Genomic DNA, 22,831 nt, shown 5'->3' on the forward strand with positions numbered 1-22,831 from the left:
TTCGGTCACGACGGGCCAGCTTACCGGCCAGTTCGCCTTAAACCCGCATCGGTGCTCGTCGGCTCTTCGCGCGAGCGCTCATCGGTGCTCGTCGGCTCTTCGCGCAAGCGCTCATCGGTGTTGGTCTGCTCTTCGCGCAAGCGCTCATCGGTGTTGGTCTGCTCTTCGCGCAAGCGCTCATCGGTGTTGGTCTGCTCTTCGCGCAAGCGCTCATCGGTGTTGGTCTGCTCTTCGCGCAAGCGCTCATCGGTGTTGGTCTGCTCTTCGCGCAAGCGCTCATCGGCGTTCGTCTGCCACCACCAGCGACGTGGCGATCGCCGCCAGCCCCTCCCCGCGACCGGTCAACCCGAGACCGTCCGTCGTGGTGGCCGACACCGAGACCGGCGCATCCAGCAACTCGGAGAGGACGCGCTGCGCCTCGGCACGGCGCGGACCGATCTTCGGGCGGTTGCCGATCACCTGTACCGCGGCATTGCCGACGCGCAGCCCCTGCGCGCTCAGCAGCGAATGAACATGCCGCAGCATCTCGGCGCCGCTGACACCGCGCCACTCCGGCTGGTCGGTACCGAAGACCTCGCCGATATCGCCCATGCCCGCTGCGGAGAGCAATGCATCGCAGAGGGCATGGGCGGCGACATCTCCGTCAGAGTGTCCGGCGCAACCGTCTGCATCGTCGAACGACAGACACAGCAGCCGGCACGGACGACCGACCTCGATGGGATGAACGTCGGTCCCGAGACCGACGCGGAACGTCATTACCGCCTTCAGGAGGCGGCGGCCAGAACCTCGTCCAGGATCGTGGAGGCCTTGGCGTCATCGGTGTTCTCGGCGAGTGCGAGCTCACCGACGAGGATCTGCCGGGCCTTGGCCAGCATCCGCTTCTCACCTGCGGACAGGCCACGCTCCTGGTCACGACGCCACAGGTCGCGGACGACCTCGGCGACCTTGTTCACGTCACCGGAGGCGAGCTTCTCCAGATTTGCCTTGTACCGGCGCGACCAGTTGGTCGGCTCTTCGGTATGCGGGGCGCGCAGCACTTGGAAGACCTTGTCCAGGCCCTCCTGTCCGACGACATCGCGCACGCCGACATATTCGGCATTGTCCGCGGGTACTCGAACCGTGAGATCGCCCTGGGCGACCTTGAGGACGAGATACTCCTTCTGCTCGCCTTTGATGGTCCGGGTTTCGATCGCTTCGATCAACGCAGCACCGTGGTGTGGATAGACAACGGTGTCTCCGACCTTAAAAATCATCAGTTTCGAGCCCCTTTCACCCGTCAATGTTAACACGGGCGGCTTCAGGGCGCGGAACAACAATGCAGGTCAGGGGCACAGTCGGCGAACACTAGGGGTTGACAGGCCAAAGAATCCGTGCTTCGCGCGGGGGTCTTTCGGCGTCAGTCCGACCTCGGCTACCGCGCCGTTTCACGACCTACTACTCTGCATAGTCGAACCGCCGGGACACGTGTGCCCGGCACGCCACGTCGTTTCGTCGGCCGAGCAGGAGGCCCCAGTGAACCCCTTCAAACGGCGCTCAACTGTCGTTGCCGCAATGGCGACCTGCGGGCTGGCCGCGTCCCTCGTGCTGAGCGGATGCAGCGCGGGCCAGGTCTCCCAGACCGCGACGCAGGAACCGGCGATCAACGGCACGTCGGGCCACGCCGGCCCGATCGTGCTGCGCAACATCCACATCAGCGCGACGCAGACCACCGCCTACATCGAGCCCGGCAATGAGGCCAAGCTGGTCTTCGTCGCCGCGAACACCTCGCCCGACGTCGCCGACAAGCTGGTGTCGATCAGCTCCGACATCGGCAACGTGACGCTGACCGGCGGACGCGAGCTCCCGGTCAACGGCGTGCTGGTGGTCGGGTCGCCCGACGGGCAGACCGCGCTGTCGGCAATCGAGCCCGCCGACGCCGCCGAGGCCAACATCGAGCTGAGCAAGGCGATCACCAACGGCCTGACCTACGAATTCACCTTCGAGTTCGAGAAGGCCGGCAAGACCACGGTCGACGTGCCGATCTCGGCCGGTGAGGCACCGCGTCGCGAAGCCGTGCAGACCGGCAACGGTGGCGGCCATTCCGGCGGAGGCCACTAAGTACTCGGCGACACTGAGTACTCGGCGACACGGCCCCGTGAGCGCCGGGGTTGTCCCGGTTTGTCGGAGCGTGCGGCTACGGTCAGCCCGTGGCCCGGACAAATTCGAAAGTACGTTCGCAATATCGCTGTTCTGAGTGCCACCACGTCACCCCGAAATGGGTGGGTCGCTGCTCCGAATGCGGCACCTGGGGCACCGTCGACGAAGTCGCGCTGGCCGCCGTCGGCGGGACGGCGATACGGCGTGCCATCGCCCCGACCTCTCCGGCGGTGCCGATCAGTTCGATCGACCCCGGCACCACCCGCCATTACGCCACCGGCGTAACCGAACTGGACCGCGTCCTCGGAGGCGGCCTGGTCCCGGGTTCGGTGACGCTGCTGGCTGGCGATCCCGGCGTCGGAAAATCCACGCTGCTCCTTGAGGTCGCGCACCGCTGGGCATCGACCGGACGCCGTGCGCTGTACCTGTCCGGCGAGGAGTCGGCCGGCCAGATCCGGTTGCGCGCCGAACGCACCGGCTGCAGCCACGACGAGGTCTTCCTCGCCGCCGAATCCGATCTGCAGACCGCGCTCGGCCACATCGACGCGGTGAAGCCCAGCCTCGTGGTCGTCGACTCGGTGCAGACCATGTCGACCACCGAGGCCGACGGCGTCACCGGCGGGGTCACCCAGGTGCGCGCGGTCACCACCGCGCTGACGATGACGGCGAAGACGACCGGGGTGGCGATGCTGCTCGTCGGTCACGTGACCAAGGACGGCGCGATCGCGGGCCCACGTTCACTCGAGCACCTTGTCGACGTGGTGCTGCACTTCGAGGGGGATCGCGCGTCGGCGCTGCGCATGGTCCGCGGCATCAAGAACCGCTTCGGCGCCGCCGACGAGGTGGGCTGTTTCCTGTTGCACGACAACGGAATCGAGTGTGTGTCGGACCCGTCCGGGCTGTTTCTCGACCAGCGGCCGAAGCCGGTGTCGGGGACCGCGGTGACCGTCACCCTCGACGGTAAGCGCCCGATGATCGGTGAAGTGCAGGCGCTGATCGGGGCCCCGGCCAGCGGCAGCCCGAGACGCGCGGTCAGCGGGATCGACTCGTCGCGCGCGGCGATGATCACCGCGGTGCTGGAGAAGCGCGCCCGGCTGCCGGTCGGCATGAACGACATCTACCTGTCCACCGTTGGCGGCATGCGCTTGACCGATTCGTCGTCCGACCTCGCCGTCGCCCTCGCGATCGCGTCCGCGTTCACCGACCTCGCGCTGCCGACCACCGCAATCGCGATCGGCGAGGTGGGCCTGGCCGGCGACCTGCGTCGCGTCACCGGGATGGACAAGCGGCTGGCCGAGGCCGCCCGGCTGGGGTTCACCGTGGCGGTGGTGCCGTCGGGAGTCAGCACCGCACCGCCCGGCCTGCAGGTGTGCCAGGCCGACAACATCGGCTCGGCATTGCAGGTGCTGCGCCGTATCAGCCAGAATGGCGCCAACCAGGACAGAGCCGGCACCTGACCGGCGCGGTGAGCGTGGGGAGCGTGGGGTTCAGATGGCCGTGAAGTCGTCGGCAGCCCGGTCCACACGGACAGTCGTGCCGATGAACCGTCCCACGCTGCGCGAGACCATCGCCCGGCTCGCGCCCGGCACCCCGCTTCGCGACGGCCTGGAACGGATTCTGCGCGGGCGCACCGGCGCGCTGATAGTCATCGGCTACGACGACAGCGTCGAGGCCATCTGCGACGGCGGGTTCTCGCTGGATGTGCGCTACGCGCCGACCCGGCTGCGGGAGTTGTCGAAGATGGACGGCGCCGTGGTGCTCTCCAGCGACGGCAGCCGCATCCTGCGCGCCAACGTGCAGCTGGTGCCCGATCCGTCGATCCCGACCGAGGAGTCCGGTACCCGGCACCGCTCGGCGGAACGGACCGCGATCCAGACCGGCTACCCGGTGATCTCGGTCAGCCATTCCATGAGCATCGTGACGGTGTACGTCGCAGGCGAGCGGCACGTCGTCCCCGAATCGGCGACCATCCTGTCGCGCGCCAACCAGACCATCGACACCCTTGAGCGCTACAAGACGCGCCTCGACGAGGTCAGCAGGCAGCTGTCGGCGGCCGAGATCGAGGACTTCGTGACGCTGCGCGACGTGATGACGGTGGTGCAGCGCCTGGAGATGGTGCGTCGGATCAGCCTGGAGATCGATTCCGACGTCGTCGAACTCGGCACCGACGGCAGGCAGCTCAAGCTCCAGCTCGACGAGCTGGTCGGCGACAACGAGACCGAGCGTGAGCTGATCGTGCGCGACTACCACGCCAATCCCGACCCACCCACGTCGGCGCAGGTGCAGGCCACCCTCGAGGAGCTGGACAGCCTCTCGGACAACGAGCTACTCGACTTCACCACGCTGGCAAGGGTTTTCGGTTACCCGTCGACAGCAGAGGCGCAGGACTCGGCGATGAGCTCACGCGGCTACCGCGCGATGTCGGGGATCCCGCGGCTGCAGTTCGCCCACGTCGACCTTCTGGTCCGCAACTTCGGCTCGCTGCAGGGGCTGCTCGCTGCCAGTGCCAGCGATCTGCAATCGGTCGACGGGATCGGCTCGATGTGGGCCCGCCACATCAGGGAGGGCCTGTCCCAGCTCGCCGAGTCGACGATCGCCGACCGGCTCGCCTAGCCGACGGGCGCCGGGGCCGGTCCCGGCGGCGGAGGCCCGGCACCGTCGACCGGCGGCGGCGCATGGACCGCCTCGGCGAGGATGAACGGCACCGGCGCCGATCTCAGATTGCCGAGCTGGACGACCAGGTTGTAGGTGCCGGGTCCGATCGGCTGCCGGGGCAGCGGACAGTTCGGGGCCGACCCCATACCGGTCCAGGTCACCTCGGTGGTGACCTGTTCACCGGGCTGGAATGTCTTGATCAGCGTCTCGTTCGACGGTGCGCAGTCGAGGTTCGACCACAGCCGCTGGTTGTCGAGGGAGTACACGTAGGCGGCGAGCACCGCCGCGCCGACATCGCGCTGGCACGCGACCAACCCGATGTTGGTGACCACCATGGTGAACTTCGGCTGGTCACCGACGATGAACTGCGGCTGGTTGGTGATGCCCTTGACCGCCAGCGTCGAATCGGGGCAGTCGTCGCCCTCCTTGAGGATCGGCGGCGGCACCACCGCGGCCGTCGGCGTCGCGGTGGGCGGAGGTGCATTCTGCGCCGGGGGCTGGATCGGCGACTTGACGTCCGGGTTCTCGCCGGGCAACGGCGGAGGAGGAGCGGCCTCCGCCGACTCCGACTGGGACTCCGCGGCGGTGGGCTGCTCGGTGCTCCTGGTGTTGACCACCACGACGGTGATCACAGCAGCAACGATGCCGATGACCAGCGCGGCGATCCCGAGCGCGAGCGCGCGGCGTCGCCAATAGATTTGCCTGGGCAACGGCCCATGCGGTTCCAGATCCAGCACGTCCTCACGGTAAGGGCAGGTCACGCCGCCCTGTTCGAGGTTGCCCGGCGTGTCGTCTAGCTTTCGCCGATGTCACCGATATGGTCGCGCAGGTCGACCTTTCCGTCCCGGAGGTGGTAGGTCACGCCGACGATCGCGAGCGTGCCGTCGGCCACCGCCTCGGCGATCGCGGTGGACCGGCTCAGCAGCTGCTTTCCGGTCTCGATGACGTGCCTGGCCTCGAACTCGTCGACCCGGGACATGCCTTCCCGGCGACCCACCAGGATCGACGGCATCACGCGCTCGACGACGTCGCGAACGTATCCGCCCGGCACCTCACCGTCGTCGAGGGCCGACAGCGCCGCCTTGACCGCGCCGCAGCTGTCGTGGCCGAGCACCACGACCAGCGGCACCTTCAGCACCGACACGGCGTACTCGATCGAACCGAGCACCGCGGAGTCGATCACATGGCCGGCGGTGCGGACCACGAACATGTCACCGAGGCCCTGATCGAACAACAACTCTGCGGCCACGCGGCTGTCGCCGCAGCCGAACACCACGGCCGTCGGCTTCTGCGCGGCCGCCAGGCTGGCGCGGTATTCGGCGTTCTGGCTCGGGTGCAGGGGTTTGCCGGCAACGAAGCGCTCGTTACCCTCTCTGAGTGCTTTCCAGGCGGACAACGGGTTCGTATTCGGCATGGCCGCCATTGTGCCTGAGCGCGCCGCGATGATTGAGCCGAACGAGTTGATCGGTTGGTACGGCCGTGCACAACGCGACCTACCGTGGCGCCGTCCCGGGGTGTCGGCCTGGCAGATCCTGGTCAGCGAATTCATGTTGCAGCAGACACCCGTCGCCCGCGTCGAGCCGATCTGGCTGGACTGGGTCGCTCGCTGGCCCACCCCGTCGGCGACCTCGGCCGCCGGCGCCGCGGACGTGCTGCGCGCCTGGGGCAAGCTCGGTTATCCGCGGCGGGCCAAGCGTCTCCACGAGTGCGCGACGGTGATCGCCACCGAGCACGACGACGTCGTCCCCGCCGACGTCGAGACATTGCTGACGCTGCCGGGAGTCGGCACGTACACCGCGCGTGCGGTCGCGTGTTTCGCCTACCGCCAACGCGTTCCGGTGGTCGACACCAACGTGCGCCGGGTGGTCGCCCGCGTCGTGCACGGCCTGCCCGACGCCGGATCGCCGTCGGCCCGCGATCTTGCCGACGTCGAGGCACTGCTGCCCGACGACGACACCGCACCGCAGTTCTCGGTCGCGGTGATGGAGTTCGGCGCGACCGTGTGCACCGCCCGCGCGCCGCGTTGCGGGCTGTGCCCGCTGCAGCACTGCGCCTGGCGGGCGAAGGGCTTCCCGGCGGGCACCGGCCCGGCCAAACGGGTGCAGCGCTACGCCGGAACAGACCGTCAGGTCCGCGGCAGACTACTGGATGTGTTGCGCAGCAACGCTTCTCCGGTCACCCGTGCGGAGCTGGACGTGGCGTGGACCACCGACACCGCCCAGCGGGACCGGGCATTGCACTCGCTGTTGGTGGACGGGCTGGTGGAGCAGACCGCCGACGGTCGCTTCGCGCTGGCCGGCGAGGGCGATTAGGCGATCTCGGCGACCCGCGGCGCGCTGGTGTTGAAGCGCTTCCGGTAGTCCGACGGCGTGACGCCGATGATGCGGCGGAAGTGGTGGCGCAGCAGCGTCGCGGTCCCGAACCCGGACTGCTCGGCGATGGTGTCGACGTCCAGGTTCGTCTCCTCGAGCATGCGCCGCGCGTAGAGCACCCGCTGGTCGGTGACCCACTGCATCGGGGTGCGGCCGGTCTCCTCGACGAAGCGGCGCGCGAACGTCCGTCCTGACATGTGCGCGCGACGCGCCAGCGTGGTGACGGTATGTGGCTTGTCGAGGTTGGCCAGAATCCAGTCGAGGTGCGGCGCGAACCGCTCCGAACACTTCACCGGGATCGGCTGGTCGATGTACTGGCGCTGGCCGCCGTCGCGCTGTGGCGGCACCACCATGCGCCGGGCGATCTTGTTGGTAACCTCGCTGCCCAGTTCCCGGCGCACCAGATGCAGGCATGCGTCGATGCCCGCGGCAGTGCCCGCGCTGGTGATCAGGTTGCCGTCGTCGACATAGAGCACGTTGCGGTCGACCTTCGCGGTCGGATACATCTCGGCGAGCGCGTCGGCGTGCATCCAGTGCGTGGTGCACGGACGACCGTCGAGCAGGCCCGCCGCCCCGGCGACGAACGCCCCCGAGCACACCGTCAGGATGATCGACCCCGTCTCCGCGGCCCTGCGGACCGCATCCAGCGCCGCGGGCAGGTATCCGCCGTTCTGGCTGGCGATCGCCGGGATCGCGACCAGGTCCACCCCGACCAGGTCGTCGAGACCGTGCTCGGGGGTCAAGGTGGCCCCGATCGAGGTGCGCAGCGGCTTCCCGGGTTCCGGGCCGCACACCTTGAACTCGAAGTTCGGCACGCCGTCGCCGGACCGGTCGATGCCGAACACCTCGCATACGACACCGAACTCGAACATCGCGAGACCGTCGAGCGCGAGCACCGAGACCGTCTTCAACGTCATGGCAGCATCTTATCGAGAGTTGTCGCTGCTGCCACTGTTGGCGGAATGTTACCCGAGCGCAGCATTACTGCCATGAGCACGGTATTGGCCTTCCTGATTCTCCTGTCGCCGTTCGCCGTCGCGGCGTTGTTGACCTGGGCCGCACACACCGACGGCGTACTGCGTATCCACCTCGACCAGTTCCGCTGGGCGGCACCGATGGGCGGCCGGTTGTTCGAGGACCGCGACGCCGACCGGGTGCGACACGACGTGGACGCCATCCGCACCCGCTTCGAGGAACACCCCAGCTGGCCGGTGTCAGGTATCTCGAGTGAACGTCGTTAGAAACGCCTCGACGACCTCCCGGTATTTCCCGGGGGCGTCGTCGTGGACGAGATGACCGGCGCCGGGCACGTGCAGATACGTCGCCCGGCGCGCTCGTTCCGCCATCGAGCGCATCTGGCCGGGCGGGGTCACCGAATTGCCGGCCTCAATGAGCAGGGTCGGCACCGCCACCGCATCCCACTGCGCCCAGTAGTCCCGCATCCCCCACTCGGCGGCGATCTCGATCCACTTCTGCGGGTGGCCGTGCAGCCGCCACCCCGTCGGGGTGCGGTCGAACGCCTCGAGGAAGTACTGGCCCGCCACCGGACCGAACTCGGCGTACACCTGTTCGGCGGTACCGAATTCCACCGGTAGCGCGTGCACCCACGGCTCCCACGGCCCGGTGGTGCGGCCCCGGAAGTCCGGGGCCATGTCCTCGACCACGACGGCGTCCACCAGTTCCGGCCGGGCCGCGGCAAGACACCACGAGTGCAGCGCGCCCATCGAATGGCCGACCATGATCGCAGGCTCCCCCAGGGCCTCGACGGCGTCACCGAGGTCGTCGACGAAGCGCTCGGTGCCGATCGGATGCGGGTCGGTGACCTCGCGGCCGCGGTGCCACGGCGCGTCGTACGTGTACACCCGCCCGAGCCGGCTCAGCCACGGCAGCTGACGCGACCAGGTGGTCCCCCGGCCCATCAGCCCGTGCACCAGAACCAGCGGGCGGCCCACACCACCGCGTGGGGTCAGCAGGTCCGCGGGCATGAATCGGCACGGTAACCTAACGGCATGTCAGTGGTGAAGATCAACGCCATCGAGGTTCCGCCCAACGCAGGTCCGGAACTGGAGAAGCGATTCGCGCACCGCGCCCACGCGGTCGACAACCAGCCCGGTTTCCTCGGCTTCCAGCTGCTCCGCCCGGTCAAGGGCGAGACCCGCTACTTCGTCGTCACCCAGTGGGAGTCCGAGGAGGCCTTCCAGGCCTGGGCCAACGGGCCGGCCCACGAGGCCCACGCCGGGGAACGCCAGAATCCCGTCGCCACCGGAGCCTCGCTGCTGGAGTTCGAGGTCGTACTCGACGTTGCGGGGACTGACAGCAACGGGTGAGGCGGTCAGGGCCCGGCACCGGGTGACCGTCCTCGTCGCACTGGTCTCTGCCGTGGCCCTGGCCTGCGGGTGTACTGCCACACGTCCAGCACCTGCTGACGCCGCATACGGCGTGCCGATCCAGATCAACACACCGCAGGGTCTGCGGGCGAAGCAGACCATGGACATGCTCAACAGCGACTGGCCGATCGGCGAGGTCGGTATTCGTACGATGGCCGTCCCCGAGCTCGTCGAGCACGTCGGCGTCACCATGGACCGGATCTGGTGGGACCGGCCGTTCACCGTCACCAACGTCGACGTCGGCGCCGGCTGGGCCACCCTCGACGTGCTGACGTCCTACGGCGTCGCCCAGACCATCAAGCTGCGCACCGACGAGGCCGGCATGGTCGACCGGTTCACCGTCGACCTGGTACCTCCGCAGATCGACACCTGGTCCGACATCGACGAACAGCTGACCAGCACGGGCGCGCGGTACTCCTACCAGGTGGCCAAGGTCGTCGACGGCCGGTGCGAGAAGGTGGCCGGCTCGAACACCGAGCTGTCGCTGCCGCTGGCGTCGATCTTCAAGCTCTACGTGCTGCTCGCCGTCGCCGACGCCGTCAAGGCGGGCACGGTGAAATGGACCGACCCGCTCACGATCACCGAGGAGGCCAAGGCCGTCGGCTCGTCGGGATTCGACGAACTGCCGCCGGGCTCGACGGTGACGGTGCGTGAGGCCTCCCAGCAGATGATCTCGGCCAGCGACAACATGGCCACCGATCTGCTGATCGAGCGGCTCGGCCCGGGCGCCATCGAACGCGCGCTGGTCGAGGCCGGCCACCACGACCCGGCGAGCATGACCCCGTTCCCGACCATGCACCAGCTGTTCTCGGTCGGCTGGGGCACCCCGGATCTGCGCGAGCAGTGGAAGCAGGCCACCCCCGAAGGCCGGGTCCAGCTGCTGCAGCAGACGAACTCGCGCCCCTACGAACCCGACCCGAAGCGCACCCACGAGCCCGCGTCCGGTATCGGCGCCGAGTGGTACGGCAGCGCCGCCGACATCTGCAGGCTGCATGCCGCACTGCAGACAGGCGCCGTCGGCGAGGCCGCCCCGGTGAAGGACATCCTGTCGTTCCTGCCCGGCATCGACCTCGACCGCACCGAATGGCCCTACATCGGCGCCAAGGCGGGCAACCTCCCCGGCGATCTGACATTCAGCTGGTACGCCGTCGACGAGTCGGGCCAACCGTGGGTGGTCAGCCTGCAGTCGAACTGGCCCGAGTACCGCAGCCAGACCGCCGCGGCGTGGCTGATGTCGATCGCGCGGCAGACGTTCGACCTGATCCCGAACTGAGTCGGCGCTAGGAGTTCGGCCCGGCGGCCCGCACATTCCACGCGTGCCCGCGGCAGTGCAGCACCGTGCGGCTGACCGGGGCGACGTCGATGCGCCAGAACGACTTCGGCGGCGCGTCCAGGGCGACGACGACAGCCGCGCGCACCACCGCGGGATGGGTCACCGCGACGACGCGCATGCGGTGCGCCGACAGCGAATCCATCCAACGCCCGACGCGACCGACCAGGTCGACGACGGACTCGCCGCCGTGCGGCGCGCTGGCCGGATCCGTCAACCAGATCGTCATCTCGTCCGGGGACACCGCGCCCAGCGGGCTGCCGCGCCAGCGGCCGCAGTCCAGATCCGCGATCGCCGGCTCGATGTCGGGCCGCAGGCCCAGCATCGCGGCGGTCTGTTGCGCCCGTGACTCCGGCCCGCACACCGCGCGCTCGACAGACTCCAGCATGACACCGTCGAGCTGGCGCCTGCCGAGCGCGTTGACCGGTTCATCGGTGGGGAATCGTCCGGCCGCCATCGCATCCGTCATGGCGTGTGACACGAGGGTCAGCCGGACGACCTCACTCACGCGATCGCAGAATGCTTCCGCTCACCGAGCAGCCGCGAGATCAGCGCACCGAAGACCAGGCCGATCGTCGCGTAGATGATCACCTGTGTGCCGAGCGCGTAGAGCCGGAACTCGTAGAGCAGATCGGCCGGGAAGCCCTCGTAGACGATCACGCCGTTGTCGTCGACCAGCGGCGCGGGGGTCTCGCTGATCGACGGCAGGACCAGCATCACCACCGCGATCGCGACGACATAGGCGCCCGCCGCGGCCAGGGTGGCGTTCCAGTTGCCGATCTTGGCGGCCCACTGCCTGCCCAGATACACCGCAGCGACCAGCAGCGCCGCGGAGAGCACCACGACCGCCAGGTAGAGCAGCGTGCGCTGGCGGATCGTCTCGTCCAGGCTCAGTGCCGGCGGGCTGGCCGGATACTTCAGCGACGGGACGATGTAGAGGCTCAGCAGCATGCCGCCTGCGATGTACAGCGACAGCAGCCGGGCCGAGATGTCGCCGACCCGGCCGTAGGCGACCGCGAACACGACGGCGAACAGCGCGCTGATCGCGAGGCTGAACAGCAGCACCCCCATACCCATGCCGATGTTCATCTGCACGGCGCGGGTGAACCCGCCGCCGTCACCGTGGCTGTGCCCGGCGACCCCGGCGGCTTCCTCCATCGCCTCATGTGCGGCGGCGATGCCGTCCTCGTAGCCGATCGCGAGTTCGATCTGGGGCTCGACGAAGATGCGGGCGAAAACGAACGCCAGCACGCCGGCGACGGCGCCGGCCAGAAGGCCGCGCCCGATGATGTGTTTCTCCATGTTCACTTATCCCTTGTGCCGCTTTACTCAGTGGCAGGGGAAGCCGAGGAGATGGCGTGCGTCGTGCACGAATTCGTGGATGTAGGTGCTGTTGCCGAACACCGATGTCGCGCCCTGATCCATACCGATGAAATAGAGGACCACCAGAGCGAAGAACGCGGTGAGCGAGAGCCAGAGCACTGCTTTGGTCGCGGAGAAATCTATGGCGCGGGTCTTGCTCACGTCAGGTGACGTCATGGTGGTTCCTTTCCCGGGAATTCGCGTCCCTACGAATGGCCGACGGACCCGGGTCTGACTTTCACAGTGGCGCGACCGTCTGGATTTCCACCAGCTTCCGACGCCCGTCGATTACCACTGCATCGTAAGCCAAACGAAGCGGCCACCCTCCCCCGGTTCGCAAATTGGAGAAGGGTGGCCGCTTCGTCGGTGTCGTATCCGGTTATTCCGTCACGGCCGCGGCGCCACCGGCACCGGCCTGCGCCAGGTCCGGCTCGGCGCCCTCGGCGGGCTTGCGGGAGCCGGCGAACGTGAACCGCGCATCCTCGCCCTGACCCTCGCCGTCCCAGTTCTCGACGTCGACGGTGACGAGCTGGCCGGGTCCGAGTTCCTCGAAGAGGATCTTCTCCGACAGCTGGTCCTCGATCTCGCGCTGGATGGTGCGGCGCAGCGGCCGCGCACCCAGCACCGGATCGAAGCCGCGCTTGGCCAGCAGCGACTTCGCCTTCGGCGTCAGCTCGATGGCCATGTCCTTGGCCTTGAGCTGGTTGGCGACCCGGCCGACCATCAGGTCGACCATCTGGATGATCTCGTCCTGGGTCAGCTGGTGGAAGACGATGATGTCGTCGATGCGGTTGAGGAACTCCGGACGGAAGTGCTTCTTCAGTTCGTCGTGAACCTTCTGCTTCATCCGCTCGTAGTTGTTCTCGCCGCCACCCTGGGTGAAGCCCAGCCCGACCGCCTTGCTGATGTCGCTGGTGCCGAGGTTCGAGGTGAAGATCAGCACGGTGTTCTTGAAGTCCACCGTGCGGCCCTGACCGTCGGTCAGGCGGCCGTCTTCGAGGACCTGCAGGAGGCTGTTGTAGATCTCCTGATGGGCCTTCTCGATCTCGTCGAACAGCACCACCGAGAACGGCTTGCGGCGCACCTTCTCGGTGAGCTGGCCGCCCTCTTCGTAGCCGACGTACCCGGGAGGGGCACCGAACAGCCGCGATGCGGTGAAGCGGTCGTGGAACTCGCCCATGTCGATCTGGATGAGCGCGTCGTCGTCGCCGAACAGGAAGTTGGCCAGCGCCTTGGACAGCTCGGTCTTACCGACACCGGACGGGCCGGCGAAGATGAACGAACCGGACGGGCGCTTGGGGTCCTTCAGGCCGGCACGGGTGCGGCGGATCGCCTTCGACACTGCACGGACCGCATCCTCTTGCCCGATGATCCGCTTGTGCAGCTCGTCTTCCATGCGCAGGAGACGGGTGGTCTCCTCCTCGGTCAGCTTGAACACCGGGATACCGGTCCAGTTGCCGAGCACCTCGGCGATCTGCTCGTCGTCGACTTCCGCCACGACATCGAGATCACCTGAGCGCCACTGCTTCTCACGCTCGGCACGCTGCGCGACGAGTTGCTTCTCCTTGTCGCGCAGGCTCGCTGCCTTCTCGAAGTCCTGCGCGTCGATCGCGGACTCCTTCTCCCGGCGCGCGTCGGCGATCTTCTCGTCGAACTCGCGCAGGTCCGGCGGAGCGGTCATCCGGCGGATGCGCATCCGGGCGCCGGCCTCGTCGATCAGGTCGATCGCCTTGTCCGGCAGGAACCGGTCGTTGATGTAGCGGTCGGCCAGCGTCGCGGCCGCCGCGATGGCGCCGTCGGTGATCGAGACGCGGTGATGCGCCTCGTAGCGGTCGCGCAGCCCCTTGAGGATCTCGATGGTGTGCGCGACGGTCGGCTCGCCGACCTGGACCGGCTGGAACCGGCGCTCGAGCGCGGCGTCCTTCTCGATGTACTTGCGGTACTCGTCGAGGGTGGTCGCACCGATGGTCTGCAGCTCACCGCGGGCCAGCTTCGGCTTCAGGATGCTGGCGGCGTCGATCGCGCCCTCGGCGGCACCTGCGCCGACGAGCGTGTGCAGCTCGTCGATGAACAGGATGATGTCGCCGCGGGTGTTGATCTCCTTGAGCACCTTCTTCAGGCGCTCCTCGAAGTCACCGCGGTAGCGGCTGCCCGCGACCAGCGATCCGAGGTCGAGGGTGTAGAGCTGCTTGTCCTTCAGCGTCTCGGGGACGTCGCCGTGCACAATCGCCTGCGCGAGGCCCTCGACGACGGCGGTCTTGCCGACGCCGGGCTCGCCGATCAGCACCGGGTTGTTCTTGGTGCGGCGGCTCAGCACCTGCATGACCCGCTCGATTTCCTTCTCGCGGCCGATGACGGGGTCGAGCTTGCCCTCCATCGCGGCGGCGGTCAGGTTGCGGCCGAACTGATCGAGGACCAGCGACGTGGACGGATTGCCCGCCTCGCCGCCGCGGCCTCCGGTGCCCGCTTCCGCGGTCTCCTTGCCCTGGTAGCCGCTCAGCAGCTGGATGACCTGCTGGCGCACCCGGGTCAGTTCGGCGCCGAGCTTCACGAGCACCTGGGCGGCGACACCCTCACCCTCGCGGATGAGGCCGAGCAGGATGTGCTCGGTGCCGATGTAGTTGTGGCCGAGCTGCAGCGCCTCGCGCAGGCTCAGCTCAAGCACCTTCTTGGCCCGCGGGGTGAAGGGGATGTGCCCGGACGGCGCCTGCTGGCCCTGGCCGATGATCTCCTCGACCTGGCTGCGGACTCCCTCCAGGGAGATGCCCAGCGACTCGAGCGACTTGGCGGCTACGCCCTCACCCTCGTGAATGAGTCCCAGCAGGATGTGCTCGGTGCCGATGTAGTTGTGATTGAGCATCCGGGCCTCTTCTTGGGCCAGGACGACAACCCGACGCGCACGGTCGGTGAATCTTTCGAACATCCGTGGTTACCTGCTCTCCATCGCATTGGTAAGTGCCCGCACCGGCAGTCTCGACGGCCGCAACAACACGGCCATACCCAGTGCCGTACACCTACGTCGTCCACTCTAATGGGCGACAGCTTCGGGTGCCCCGCCTGGCGGTCCCTAAAGGGGTGACAACAGGAGCTACAGATGGCAATACGGATGACATCTGCCCGACGCTGCTAGAGCAACGCCGCAGATGCGCAAAACGTTTCCCGCCCGGCCACGAAAATGGTTCGCCGCCAGCGAACGAACGCGGGAATCCGCGCCGGGCGCGAAAAACGGCCGGAATCGGCTACAAAAACGGCCGGACGACGGCTACGAAAACGGTTACGTCGCGGCGTGGAAGGCGTCGATCACGTCGGCCGGGATCCGGCCGCGGGTCGACACGTTGTGGCCGTTGCGACGGGCCCATTCCCGGATCGCGGCGCTCTGCTCGCGGTCGATGGCGGCGCGCCCCCGACCGGTGGCCGCGGCGCGGCCGCGTCGACGGCCCCCGACCCGGCGGCCCGCCTCGACCCACTGCTTCAAATCATTACGAAGCTTTGCGGCGTTCTTGGCAGAGAGATCGATCTCGTAGCTCACGCCGTCGAGACCAAATTCGACGGTCTCGTCAGCGGCACCCTCACCGTCGAAATCGTCGACCAAGGTGACGGTCACTTTCTTCGCCATTTCTCACTGCCCTTCCCAAGTACCAGAAGAGCGGAATGCCGCTCAACTACGGCACCAATGTGCCATATTCAGGCGGGCCATTCAACAACGCCTGATTAGGCGCAGATCAGTTTGCGTGTCGGCGAACAATCGGAAATAAAACGGTCTCTCTAATGTTCAGTCCGGTCAGCGCCATCAGCAGCCGGTCGATGCCCATTCCCGTTCCCGTCGTGGGCGGCATGCCGTACTCCAATGCGGCCAGAAAATCCTCGTCGAGCGCCATTGCCTCGTCGTCGCCGGCGGCCGCCGCACGTGCCTGGGCCTCGAATCTCTGGCGCTGGATGATCGGGTCGATCAACTCCGAGTAACCGGTGGCCAATTCGAAGTTGCGCACGTAGAGATCCCATTTCTCGGTGACGCCGTCGATACTGCGATGCGGCCGCGTCAGCGGGGTGGTCTCGACCGGGAAATCCCGGACGAACGTCGGGCCCCACAGCTTGTCGCCGACGGTGTGCTCCCAGAGTTCCTCGACTAATTTCCCGTGCCCGTAGCCGCGATCCCGCGGAATCTCGACACCGAGCCCGTCGGCGATCTGCCAAAGCCGCTCGGCGGAGGTCTGCGGGGTGATCTCTTCACCCAAAGCCTCGGACAATGACGGATACATTTGAATGCTCTGCCATTCCCCGTCGAGGTCATACTCGGTGCCGTCGGCCAAAGTGACCTGTCGGGTGCCGATCGCTTCGTCGGCAACCTCTTGAATTAGTTCGCGAGTGACGATCGCCGAATCATCGTAGGTGCCCCACGCCTGATAAGTCTCCAGCATCGCGAATTCCGGCGAATGAGTGGAATCGGCGCCTTCGTTTCGGAAGTTGCGATTCAACTCGAAGACGCGGTCGAATCCGCCGACCACACACCGCTTGAGGAAAAGCTCCGGCGCGATGCGCAGGTACAGGTCGGTGTCGAGCGCATTGGAATGCGTGACGAACGGCCGGGCCGCCGCGCCGCCGGCCAGGGTCTGCAACATCGGCGTCTCGACTTCGAGGAATCCACGCCGTTCCAGCGCATTGCGCACCGCACGCACGACCGCGACGCGCTGCCGTGCGATGGCACGCGCCTCCGGACGCACGATCAGGTCGACATAACGCTGCCTGACCCGCGTCTCCTCGTTCAGTTCCTTGTGCGCGACGGGCAGCGGCCGCAGCGACTTCGACGCGATCTGCCAGGAGTCGGCGAGCACCGACAGCTCGCCGCGGCGGGAGCTGATGACCTCACCGTGCACGAAGACGATGTCGCCGAGGTCGACGTCGGCCTTCCAGGCGTCGAGGGAATCCTGGCCCACCTCGGCGAAGCTGATCATCACCTGCAGCTGCGTACCGTCACCCTCCTGCAGGGTGGCGAAGCACAACTTGCCGGAGTTTCGGGCGAAGATCACTCGACCGGCGACGCCGACGAACTGCCCGGTCTTGGTGTCGGCTTCCAGATCGGGGTAGGCCTCGCGCAGTTCGGCGAGCGTATGGGTGCGGTCGACGTGCACCGGGTACGGGTCGCGTCCCTCGGCGAGCAGCCTCTCGCGCTTGGCCTGACGGATGCGGAACTGCTCAGGGATGTCGTCAGGAGAATCTGGGGACGTCACGACGTGCCAGCTTAAATGAACAGATGACCGGGCCCGGAATCGCGCCGATCGACGACGCCGTCTACCGCGCCGCGGCGCGCCGGGAGTCCGGGCGTCCGCTGGACTGGCGGTTCAAAGGGGTGCCGCGCGCGTGGTGGGGGCGGTCGCCGGCACAGATCACCGCCGAGGCGCCCGTGTTCGACCCCGCCGGTCCGGAGGCCGCCCCCGGGCCGGTGTGCGTGCTGCGCGCCGACGCGGTGGCCCACAACGTCGCGACGATGGCCGAATGGTGCCGCGGCCACGGCGTCGAGCTGGCCCCGCACGGCAAGACGCACATGTCGCCGCGGCTGGCGGCGCGCCAGCTGGCCGCCGGCGCCTGCGCGATCACGGTGGCGACGGTGAGCCAGGCGGCGGTGTTCCGCGCGTTCGGTGTCCGCAGCCTGGTGCTGGCCAACGAACTGGTCGACGCCGCGGGGTTGCGCTGGGTGTCGGCCGAGCTGGACCGCGACCCGGCGATGCGGTTCGTGTGCTGGGTCGACTCGGTGCGTGGTGTCGAGCTGATGAACGCGGCGCTGGCCGGTGCCCAGCGACCGGTGCCGGTGTGCGTCGAACTCGGGCTACCCGGCGGGCGCTCCGGCTGCCGCGGGGCCGATGAGGTCGACGCCGTGGCCCGCGCCGTGGTCGCGTCCGGCCGGCTGGAGCTGGTCGGGGTGGCCGGGTACGAAGCCGCGATCGCGCAGTCGCTGGCTCCGGAGGCGATGGCCGCGGTCGCGGCGCACCTGCGCGAGGTGCGGGCGGCCGTGCTGCGCCTGGCGGCGCTGTTCGAGACCGACGAGGTCGTCGTCACCGCGGGCGGCAGCACCTATTTCGACGACGTCGCCGACGTGTTGACCGGCTGGCCCGCCGATCTGGCGGTGCGCACGGTGCTGCGCAGCGGCTGCTACGTGACCCACGACCATGGGTTGTACGCGCGCACATCGCCGTTGACCCGGCACGGCGGCGCCAGGCTCCGTCCGGCGCTGGAGGTCCACGCGCAGGTCACGTCGCGTCCGGAACCCGGGCTGGCGATCGTGGCGATGGGCCGGCGCGACGTGTCCTTCGACCAGGGGATGCCGACGCCGCTGGAACCGGCCGGGTCCTCGGTGACCAAGCTCAACGACCAGCACGCGTTCCTGCAGCTCGACGGCACCGGCTCGGCCGACGTCGGTGACTGGCTGCGGTTCGGGATCTCGCACCCGTGCACCGTGTTCGACAAATGGCGGCTGATCCCCGAACTCGACGACCGGGGCCGGGTGGTCGACCTGATCCGGACGTATTTCTGAGTCAGCGGGCCTGTTTGAGCTTGCGCTGGTTGTCGCGGTTGCGTTCGTAGACCAGGCGCAGCCCGTCGAGGGTCAGGTGGCGGTCGTAGTGCTGCACGGTGCTCAGGTCGTCGAGCACCAGCGGCGCCCCGTGCCCGGTGGCGACCACGTTGACGTCGTCACCGCCGAAACCGTCGACGTCCTCCCGGATCCGGGTCACCAGACCGTCGACCAGACCGGCGAATCCGAACACCGCACCGGCCTGCATGCACTCGACGGTGTTCTTGCCGATGACCGACCGCGGCCGGGTCAGCTCGACGCGCCGCAGCGCCGCCGAGCGCGCCGCGGCGGCGTCGGAGGACACCTGCACGCCCGGGGCGATCGCACCGCCGAGGAATTCACCCTTGGCGGACACCACGTCCACACAGATCGACGAACCGAAGTCGACCACGATCGCCGCGGTGCCGTACTTGTGGTACGCCGCAAGACAGTTCACGATGCGGTCGGCGCCGACCTCTTTCGGGTTGTCGACCAGCAGCGGTATCCCGGTGCGCACCCCGGGTTCGATCAGCACATGCGGCACCGACGGCCAGTACTGCTCGAGCATCACCCGGACCTCATGCATCACCGACGGCACCGTCGACAGTCCCGCGGCGCCGGTCAGGCGCTCGGCGTCGTCACCGATCAGCCCGTCGATCGTCAGCGCGAGTTCGTCTGCGGTGACCTCGGATTCGGTGCGGATGCGCCAGTGGTGCACGACCTTGGCGTGCTGGCCGGAGCCGGACACCAACCCGACGACGGTGTGGGTGTTGCGGACGTCTATCGCCAGCAGCACGACATCACCCCGGCGCCCGTCGTGGACGTCAACACGACCCGTGACATCAGTTCCTCCAAGGCAATTCGTGGCTCTGCCCATTCGCGGAGCGGGGATGGCCGTCGATGCCGGCGCTGGCGCCGATGTCGATGGCGATGTTGTCGATCAACCGGGTCCGCCCGAGCCGCGCGGCGACGAGGATGCGGCCGGGGCCCTCGACCGGTGCGGGCCCCAGCATCGGATCGCGTACCTCCAGATATTCCAGCTGCAGGGCCGGTACCTCGTCGAGCACCGCGCGCGCCGCGTCCAGCGCCGCGGGCACCCCCGCCGACGCGGCGTACATGCCGGCCAGCAGGGCCGCCGACAGCGCGCCGGCCTGCTCGCGTTCGTCGGCGTCGAGATAGCGGTTGCGCGAGGACATCGCCAGTCCGTCGTTCTCGCGTACCGTCGGCACACCCTGGATCTGGATGTCGAGGTTCAGGTCGGTGACCATCTGCCGGATCAAGGCCAGCTGCTGGTAGTCCTTCTCACCGAAGTAGGCGCGGTCGGGGGCCACGATGTTGAACAGCTTCAGCACCACGGTCAGCATTCCGGCGAAATGCGTTGGCCGAACCGCACCTTCGAGCTCCGCGCCGATCGGTCCGGGGTGCACCGTGGTACGCATCCCGTCGGGGTACATATCGTTGGCGGTCGGGGTGAACGCGATCTCGACGCCTTCGGCACGCAGCAGCGCAAGGTCGTCGTCCAGGGTGCGTGGGTACGCGTCGAGGTCCTCGCCCGCCCCGAACTGCAACGGGTTCACGAAGATCGAGACGACGACGACCGCACCCGGTGCCCGCTTGGCGGCGCGCACCAACGCCAGATGACCGTCGTGCAGCGCACCCATCGTCGGCACCAGGATGACGCGTCGCCCGGTTGCGCGCACCGCCCGGGTCACGGCGGACACGTCATTGGGGCGGTGGTAGACGTTGAGCTGTCCTGCGGCGAACTTGGGTGCGTTACGTGGGTTCATCACTGTCCTGATTCTGTCAACACGTCGAACACGGCCTTCGGGGCGTGCGCGCGTTGCGCGGTACGCCACGAGTTGGCCCGGTAAGCCTGCGCCACATCGGGATTCACCTCCGCCAGAGCCTGCAGATGGCCCGCCACCGCCGCGGCGTCACCGCGCGCGACCGGCCCGGTGAGCGCCGTCTGTCCGCGTTGCAGCGCGTTGTCCAGCGCCGCGCGTGCCAGCGGGGCGATGATCCGCTCGGCGATGCCGCCCGGTTCGTCACCGACGGTCTCCTGGCCGAGGAGTTCCTGGCCCCACAGCGCCGCGCGCAGCGCCTCGACCGCGTCGAGCAGGACGGTCACGACGTGGTTGCTGGAGTGCGCAAGAGCCGCATGGTAGAGCGTGCGGGCGTCCTCACGGACCCGGAACGGTTCGCCACCGATCTCGAGCACCAGCGATTGCGCGATGGCGTAACCGATTTCGTCCCCGGCGGTGATACCGAAGCAGGTCTCGCGCAGCCGGTCGACGTCCTCGTCGGTGCCGGCGAACGTCATCGCCGGATGGACGGCCAGGGTGATGCAGCCGATCTCGGCCAGCGGCGCGAGCACGCCGATGCCGTTGGCACCGGAGGTGTGCATCACGATGGTGTTGGGCCTCACCGCGCCGGTGGCAGCCAGACCGCTGACCAGGCCGGGCAGTTCGGCGTCGGGCACGGCGAGCAGCAGAAGTTCGGAGCGGCGCGCGACCTCGTCGACGGCGAGCACCGGGGTGTCGGGAAGCCAGCGCTGCGCGCGGGTGCGGGAGGCGTTCGACACGGCGCTGCATCCGACGACGACGTGTTCGGCGCGCTCGAGCGCCACACCCAGTGCGGTACCGACCCGGCCCGCGGAGATCACGCCGACCGTCAGCCGGGCCGGCCGGAGTCCGTCGTGCGGGGTCGCACCGCCGCCGGAGGGCTGCACCATCGCAGTCGACCTCGCTGTTCTCGTCCACGTCGTTCCGGTCCCGCGCTGCGGGTACCGGACGGTCGCCCCGAGCCTAGCTCAGTCCTCCCGGCGCCTTCGCCGGCCGCCGCCGGACGGGGTCGCCTGCAGCCGGGCCAGCAGTTCGGCGACGGACTGGCCGCCGGTGTGCGCACCGCCGCCTTCGTCCTCGGGTTCGGGGGCTTCCTCTTCCTGAGGCTGCGGCGCAGGTGCGGGCTGCGGTTCCGGCGCCGGCTGCTCGCCCGGCCCGTAGTGCTTGCCGCGGGGTGTCTCCAGCGGCTGGTCAGGGGCGGACTGTTCGGGCGCGCGGCGCCGCCCGACGTACTCGTCCTCGGTCCCGTTGGGAGACACCCAGTTACTTCCCGGGTGCCCGGCCGGGATGTACTGCCCCTCGGCGGGCACGGGCTGCCACCCGCCCGCCGGAGCGGGCTCGGGACGCTGCGGTGGCTGCGGCGCCGGCTGTTGGGGCGGCGGCGGCAGCCACGGGAACTGCGGTTCCGGCGCGACGGGCGGGGCCGGTGCTGGTGGTGGTGGTGGTGGTGGTGGTTCCGGCTGCTGGGGCGCCGGAGGCGGCGGCGCCCATTGCGGAGGCGCGGCGTCGTCGGCGCGGCGACGACGTCCGGCCGCCTCCCGCTCCCCCGCCCTGCGGTGCGCACCGCCGTGTTCGGCGACGAACGCGGCCCACTCGTGCTCGGGCGGATGCGGTTCGGCGGGCACGTCGATGATCGGGCTCTCTTCGGTCACCGGGGCGTCGGGCTCCGGCGCGACGGTGACGAAGTCGTCCTCGGTGTCGATGCGGCTGCTGCTGACCCGGCCCGCGGTCCGCTCGGTCTCGATCGCCGGGCGATGCGACAGGTCGGCGTCGAACAGGTACTCCAGGTTGGCGCGCAGCGCGGCGAGCTCGGCGCGCAGCGAGGCCACCTCGTCGGCGGACTGGGCGCTGAGCTCGGCCGCCAGCTCGCGGCGCAGATGCGACTCGACGGTGAGTTCGTACTCCCGCCGAGCCGAGATCTCCCGTTCCAGCTGCAGGTCGTAGACCAGCTTGAGATCGCGCACCTTGGCCTGGTCGCTGTCGCTCTGCCTGCGATAGATCACGGACACGAACGCGGCGACCACCGCGGCCCACAGCGCGAGAATCACTGCGAGCTTGAGCAACTCGACGCGATTGGTGAAAACCAGAGCCGAACTCGCAACGATGGCGAGCACCAGCAACACCGTCATCAGGATCCAACCCGGCCTTCGGGTGCCACGTCTGAGGCGGCCGCCGCGGGTCGGATCGGTCATGGGGCGACT

Annotated in this window: 25 protein-coding genes; 8 read left to right on the forward strand and 17 right to left on the reverse strand. The window is 68.5% G+C overall.

Features of this window, described 5'->3' with window-relative positions:
- Positions 1–20: 20 nt before the first annotated feature.
- The 3 genes from BST38_RS29595 to carD are packed head-to-tail and all read right to left on the reverse strand — an operon-like array spanning position 21 to position 1,253.
- Positions 21–272 carry a hypothetical protein gene (locus BST38_RS29595; RefSeq protein WP_237160659.1) on the reverse strand — a complete coding sequence of 84 codons (252 nt, stop codon included), beginning with the start codon at positions 270–272 and terminating at the stop codon, positions 21–23.
- Positions 273–276: 4 nt separating this feature from the next.
- Positions 277–756, reverse strand: coding sequence for a 2-C-methyl-D-erythritol 2,4-cyclodiphosphate synthase (gene ispF, locus BST38_RS04320; RefSeq protein WP_083142005.1), 480 nt, complete (start codon positions 754–756; stop codon positions 277–279).
- 8 nt (positions 757–764) lie between these two features.
- A complete protein-coding gene (gene carD, locus BST38_RS04325; protein ID WP_011892341.1) occupies positions 765–1,253 on the reverse strand; it encodes an RNA polymerase-binding transcription factor CarD in 489 nt (162 codons plus the stop codon).
- 298 nt (positions 1,254–1,551) lie between these two features.
- On the opposite strand from carD, the gene BST38_RS04330 reads away from it, so the two are divergent.
- The 3 genes from BST38_RS04330 to disA all read left to right on the forward strand — a co-directional run bounded on the left by BST38_RS04330 (position 1,552) and on the right by disA (position 4,749).
- Positions 1,552–2,097 (forward strand): copper chaperone PCu(A)C domain-containing protein, encoded by a 546-nt coding sequence (locus BST38_RS04330; RefSeq protein ID WP_165761554.1) that lies wholly within the window; start codon positions 1,552–1,554, stop codon positions 2,095–2,097.
- Positions 2,098–2,186: 89 nt separating this feature from the next.
- Positions 2,187–3,593 (forward strand): DNA repair protein RadA, encoded by a 1,407-nt coding sequence (radA, locus tag BST38_RS04335; protein WP_083142007.1) that lies wholly within the window; start codon positions 2,187–2,189, stop codon positions 3,591–3,593.
- A 34-nt stretch (positions 3,594–3,627) separates the two neighbouring features.
- Positions 3,628–4,749 carry a DNA integrity scanning diadenylate cyclase DisA gene (gene disA / locus BST38_RS04340; RefSeq protein ID WP_083142008.1) on the forward strand — a complete coding sequence of 374 codons (1,122 nt, stop codon included), beginning with the start codon at positions 3,628–3,630 and terminating at the stop codon, positions 4,747–4,749.
- Here disA and BST38_RS04345 read toward each other — a convergent pair.
- Positions 4,746–5,528, reverse strand: coding sequence for a hypothetical protein (locus BST38_RS04345; protein WP_179963914.1), 783 nt, complete (start codon positions 5,526–5,528; stop codon positions 4,746–4,748). The two genes, disA and BST38_RS04345, sit on opposite strands and share 4 nt — an antisense overlap.
- 56 nt (positions 5,529–5,584) lie before the next feature.
- A complete protein-coding gene (locus BST38_RS04350) occupies positions 5,585–6,205 on the reverse strand; it encodes a carbonic anhydrase (RefSeq protein WP_083142110.1) in 621 nt (206 codons plus the stop codon).
- Between the two features lie 28 nt (positions 6,206–6,233).
- Here BST38_RS04350 and BST38_RS04355 point away from each other — a divergent pair, with 28 nt between their 5' ends.
- Complete coding sequence (locus tag BST38_RS04355; protein WP_083142109.1) at positions 6,234–7,103, forward strand: iron-sulfur binding domain-containing protein; 870 nt, start codon at positions 6,234–6,236, stop codon at positions 7,101–7,103.
- Here the strand turns inward: BST38_RS04355 and BST38_RS04360 are convergent.
- Positions 7,100–8,080: a GlxA family transcriptional regulator gene (locus tag BST38_RS04360; RefSeq protein ID WP_083142010.1), complete on the reverse strand. Its 981-nt coding sequence runs from the start codon at positions 8,078–8,080 to the stop codon at positions 7,100–7,102. The two genes, BST38_RS04355 and BST38_RS04360, sit on opposite strands and share 4 nt — an antisense overlap.
- Before the next feature lie 72 nt (positions 8,081–8,152).
- Between BST38_RS04360 and BST38_RS04365 the strand changes: the two genes are divergently transcribed.
- A complete protein-coding gene (locus tag BST38_RS04365; RefSeq protein ID WP_083142011.1) occupies positions 8,153–8,404 on the forward strand; it encodes a hypothetical protein in 252 nt (83 codons plus the stop codon).
- On the opposite strand, the gene BST38_RS04370 is transcribed toward BST38_RS04365, so the two are convergent.
- Positions 8,378–9,148 (reverse strand): alpha/beta fold hydrolase, encoded by a 771-nt coding sequence (locus tag BST38_RS04370; protein WP_083142012.1) that lies wholly within the window; start codon positions 9,146–9,148, stop codon positions 8,378–8,380. The genes BST38_RS04365 and BST38_RS04370 overlap by 27 nt on opposite strands.
- A gap of 24 nt (positions 9,149–9,172) precedes the next feature.
- On the opposite strand from BST38_RS04370, the gene mhuD reads away from it, so the two are divergent.
- Positions 9,173–9,490 carry a mycobilin-forming heme oxygenase MhuD gene (gene mhuD, locus BST38_RS04375; RefSeq protein WP_083142111.1) on the forward strand — a complete coding sequence of 106 codons (318 nt, stop codon included), beginning with the start codon at positions 9,173–9,175 and terminating at the stop codon, positions 9,488–9,490.
- The gene (locus BST38_RS04380; RefSeq protein ID WP_083142013.1) at positions 9,465–10,823 is read left to right on the forward strand and encodes a serine hydrolase; all 1,359 of its coding nucleotides are present in this window, start codon (positions 9,465–9,467) and stop codon (positions 10,821–10,823) included. The genes mhuD and BST38_RS04380 overlap by 26 nt, the downstream gene beginning before the upstream one ends.
- A gap of 7 nt (positions 10,824–10,830) precedes the next feature.
- On the opposite strand, the gene BST38_RS04385 is transcribed toward BST38_RS04380, so the two are convergent.
- The 6 genes from BST38_RS04385 to lysS all read right to left on the reverse strand — a co-directional run bounded on the left by BST38_RS04385 (position 10,831) and on the right by lysS (position 17,470).
- Positions 10,831–11,388 carry a histidine phosphatase family protein gene (locus BST38_RS04385; protein WP_083142014.1) on the reverse strand — a complete coding sequence of 186 codons (558 nt, stop codon included), beginning with the start codon at positions 11,386–11,388 and terminating at the stop codon, positions 10,831–10,833.
- A complete protein-coding gene (locus BST38_RS04390; RefSeq protein ID WP_083142015.1) occupies positions 11,385–12,182 on the reverse strand; it encodes a CbtA family protein in 798 nt (265 codons plus the stop codon). Before BST38_RS04390 ends, BST38_RS04385 begins: the two co-directional genes overlap by 4 nt.
- 27 nt (positions 12,183–12,209) lie before the next feature.
- Entirely contained in the window at positions 12,210–12,419 is a 210-nt protein-coding gene (locus BST38_RS04395) for a CbtB domain-containing protein (protein WP_083142016.1), read from the reverse strand.
- Between the two features lie 202 nt (positions 12,420–12,621).
- On the reverse strand, positions 12,622–15,165 hold the full coding sequence (clpC1, locus tag BST38_RS04400; protein WP_083142017.1) for an ATP-dependent protease ATP-binding subunit ClpC: 2,544 nt from the start codon (positions 15,163–15,165) through the stop codon (positions 12,622–12,624).
- Between the two features lie 351 nt (positions 15,166–15,516).
- A complete protein-coding gene (gene lsr2 / locus BST38_RS04405; RefSeq protein WP_083142018.1) occupies positions 15,517–15,858 on the reverse strand; it encodes a histone-like nucleoid-structuring protein Lsr2 in 342 nt (113 codons plus the stop codon).
- 106 nt (positions 15,859–15,964) lie between these two features.
- A complete protein-coding gene (lysS, locus tag BST38_RS04410; RefSeq protein WP_083142019.1) occupies positions 15,965–17,470 on the reverse strand; it encodes a lysine--tRNA ligase in 1,506 nt (501 codons plus the stop codon).
- A gap of 23 nt (positions 17,471–17,493) precedes the next feature.
- Here lysS and BST38_RS04415 point away from each other — a divergent pair, with 23 nt between their 5' ends.
- Positions 17,494–18,771 carry an alanine racemase gene (locus BST38_RS04415; protein WP_083142020.1) on the forward strand — a complete coding sequence of 426 codons (1,278 nt, stop codon included), beginning with the start codon at positions 17,494–17,496 and terminating at the stop codon, positions 18,769–18,771.
- A gap of 1 nt (position 18,772) precedes the next feature.
- Here the strand turns inward: BST38_RS04415 and BST38_RS04420 are convergent, their stop codons facing one another.
- From BST38_RS04420 to BST38_RS04435, 4 genes are all read right to left on the reverse strand, one after another.
- Positions 18,773–19,585 carry a type III pantothenate kinase gene (locus BST38_RS04420; RefSeq protein WP_083142021.1) on the reverse strand — a complete coding sequence of 271 codons (813 nt, stop codon included), beginning with the start codon at positions 19,583–19,585 and terminating at the stop codon, positions 18,773–18,775.
- 46 nt (positions 19,586–19,631) lie between these two features.
- Entirely contained in the window at positions 19,632–20,576 is a 945-nt protein-coding gene (gene panC / locus BST38_RS04425; protein ID WP_083142022.1) for a pantoate--beta-alanine ligase, read from the reverse strand.
- Positions 20,576–21,520 (reverse strand): Rossmann-like and DUF2520 domain-containing protein, encoded by a 945-nt coding sequence (locus BST38_RS04430; RefSeq protein WP_083142023.1) that lies wholly within the window; start codon positions 21,518–21,520, stop codon positions 20,576–20,578. Before BST38_RS04430 ends, panC begins: the two co-directional genes overlap by 1 nt.
- A gap of 78 nt (positions 21,521–21,598) precedes the next feature.
- On the reverse strand, positions 21,599–22,822 hold the full coding sequence (locus BST38_RS04435; protein ID WP_207569348.1) for a DUF6779 domain-containing protein: 1,224 nt from the start codon (positions 22,820–22,822) through the stop codon (positions 21,599–21,601).
- Positions 22,823–22,831: the final 9 nt, after the last annotated feature.

The organism is Mycolicibacterium parafortuitum (assembly GCF_002086815.1).
Lineage (GTDB): Bacteria > Actinomycetota > Actinomycetes > Mycobacteriales > Mycobacteriaceae > Mycobacterium > Mycobacterium parafortuitum.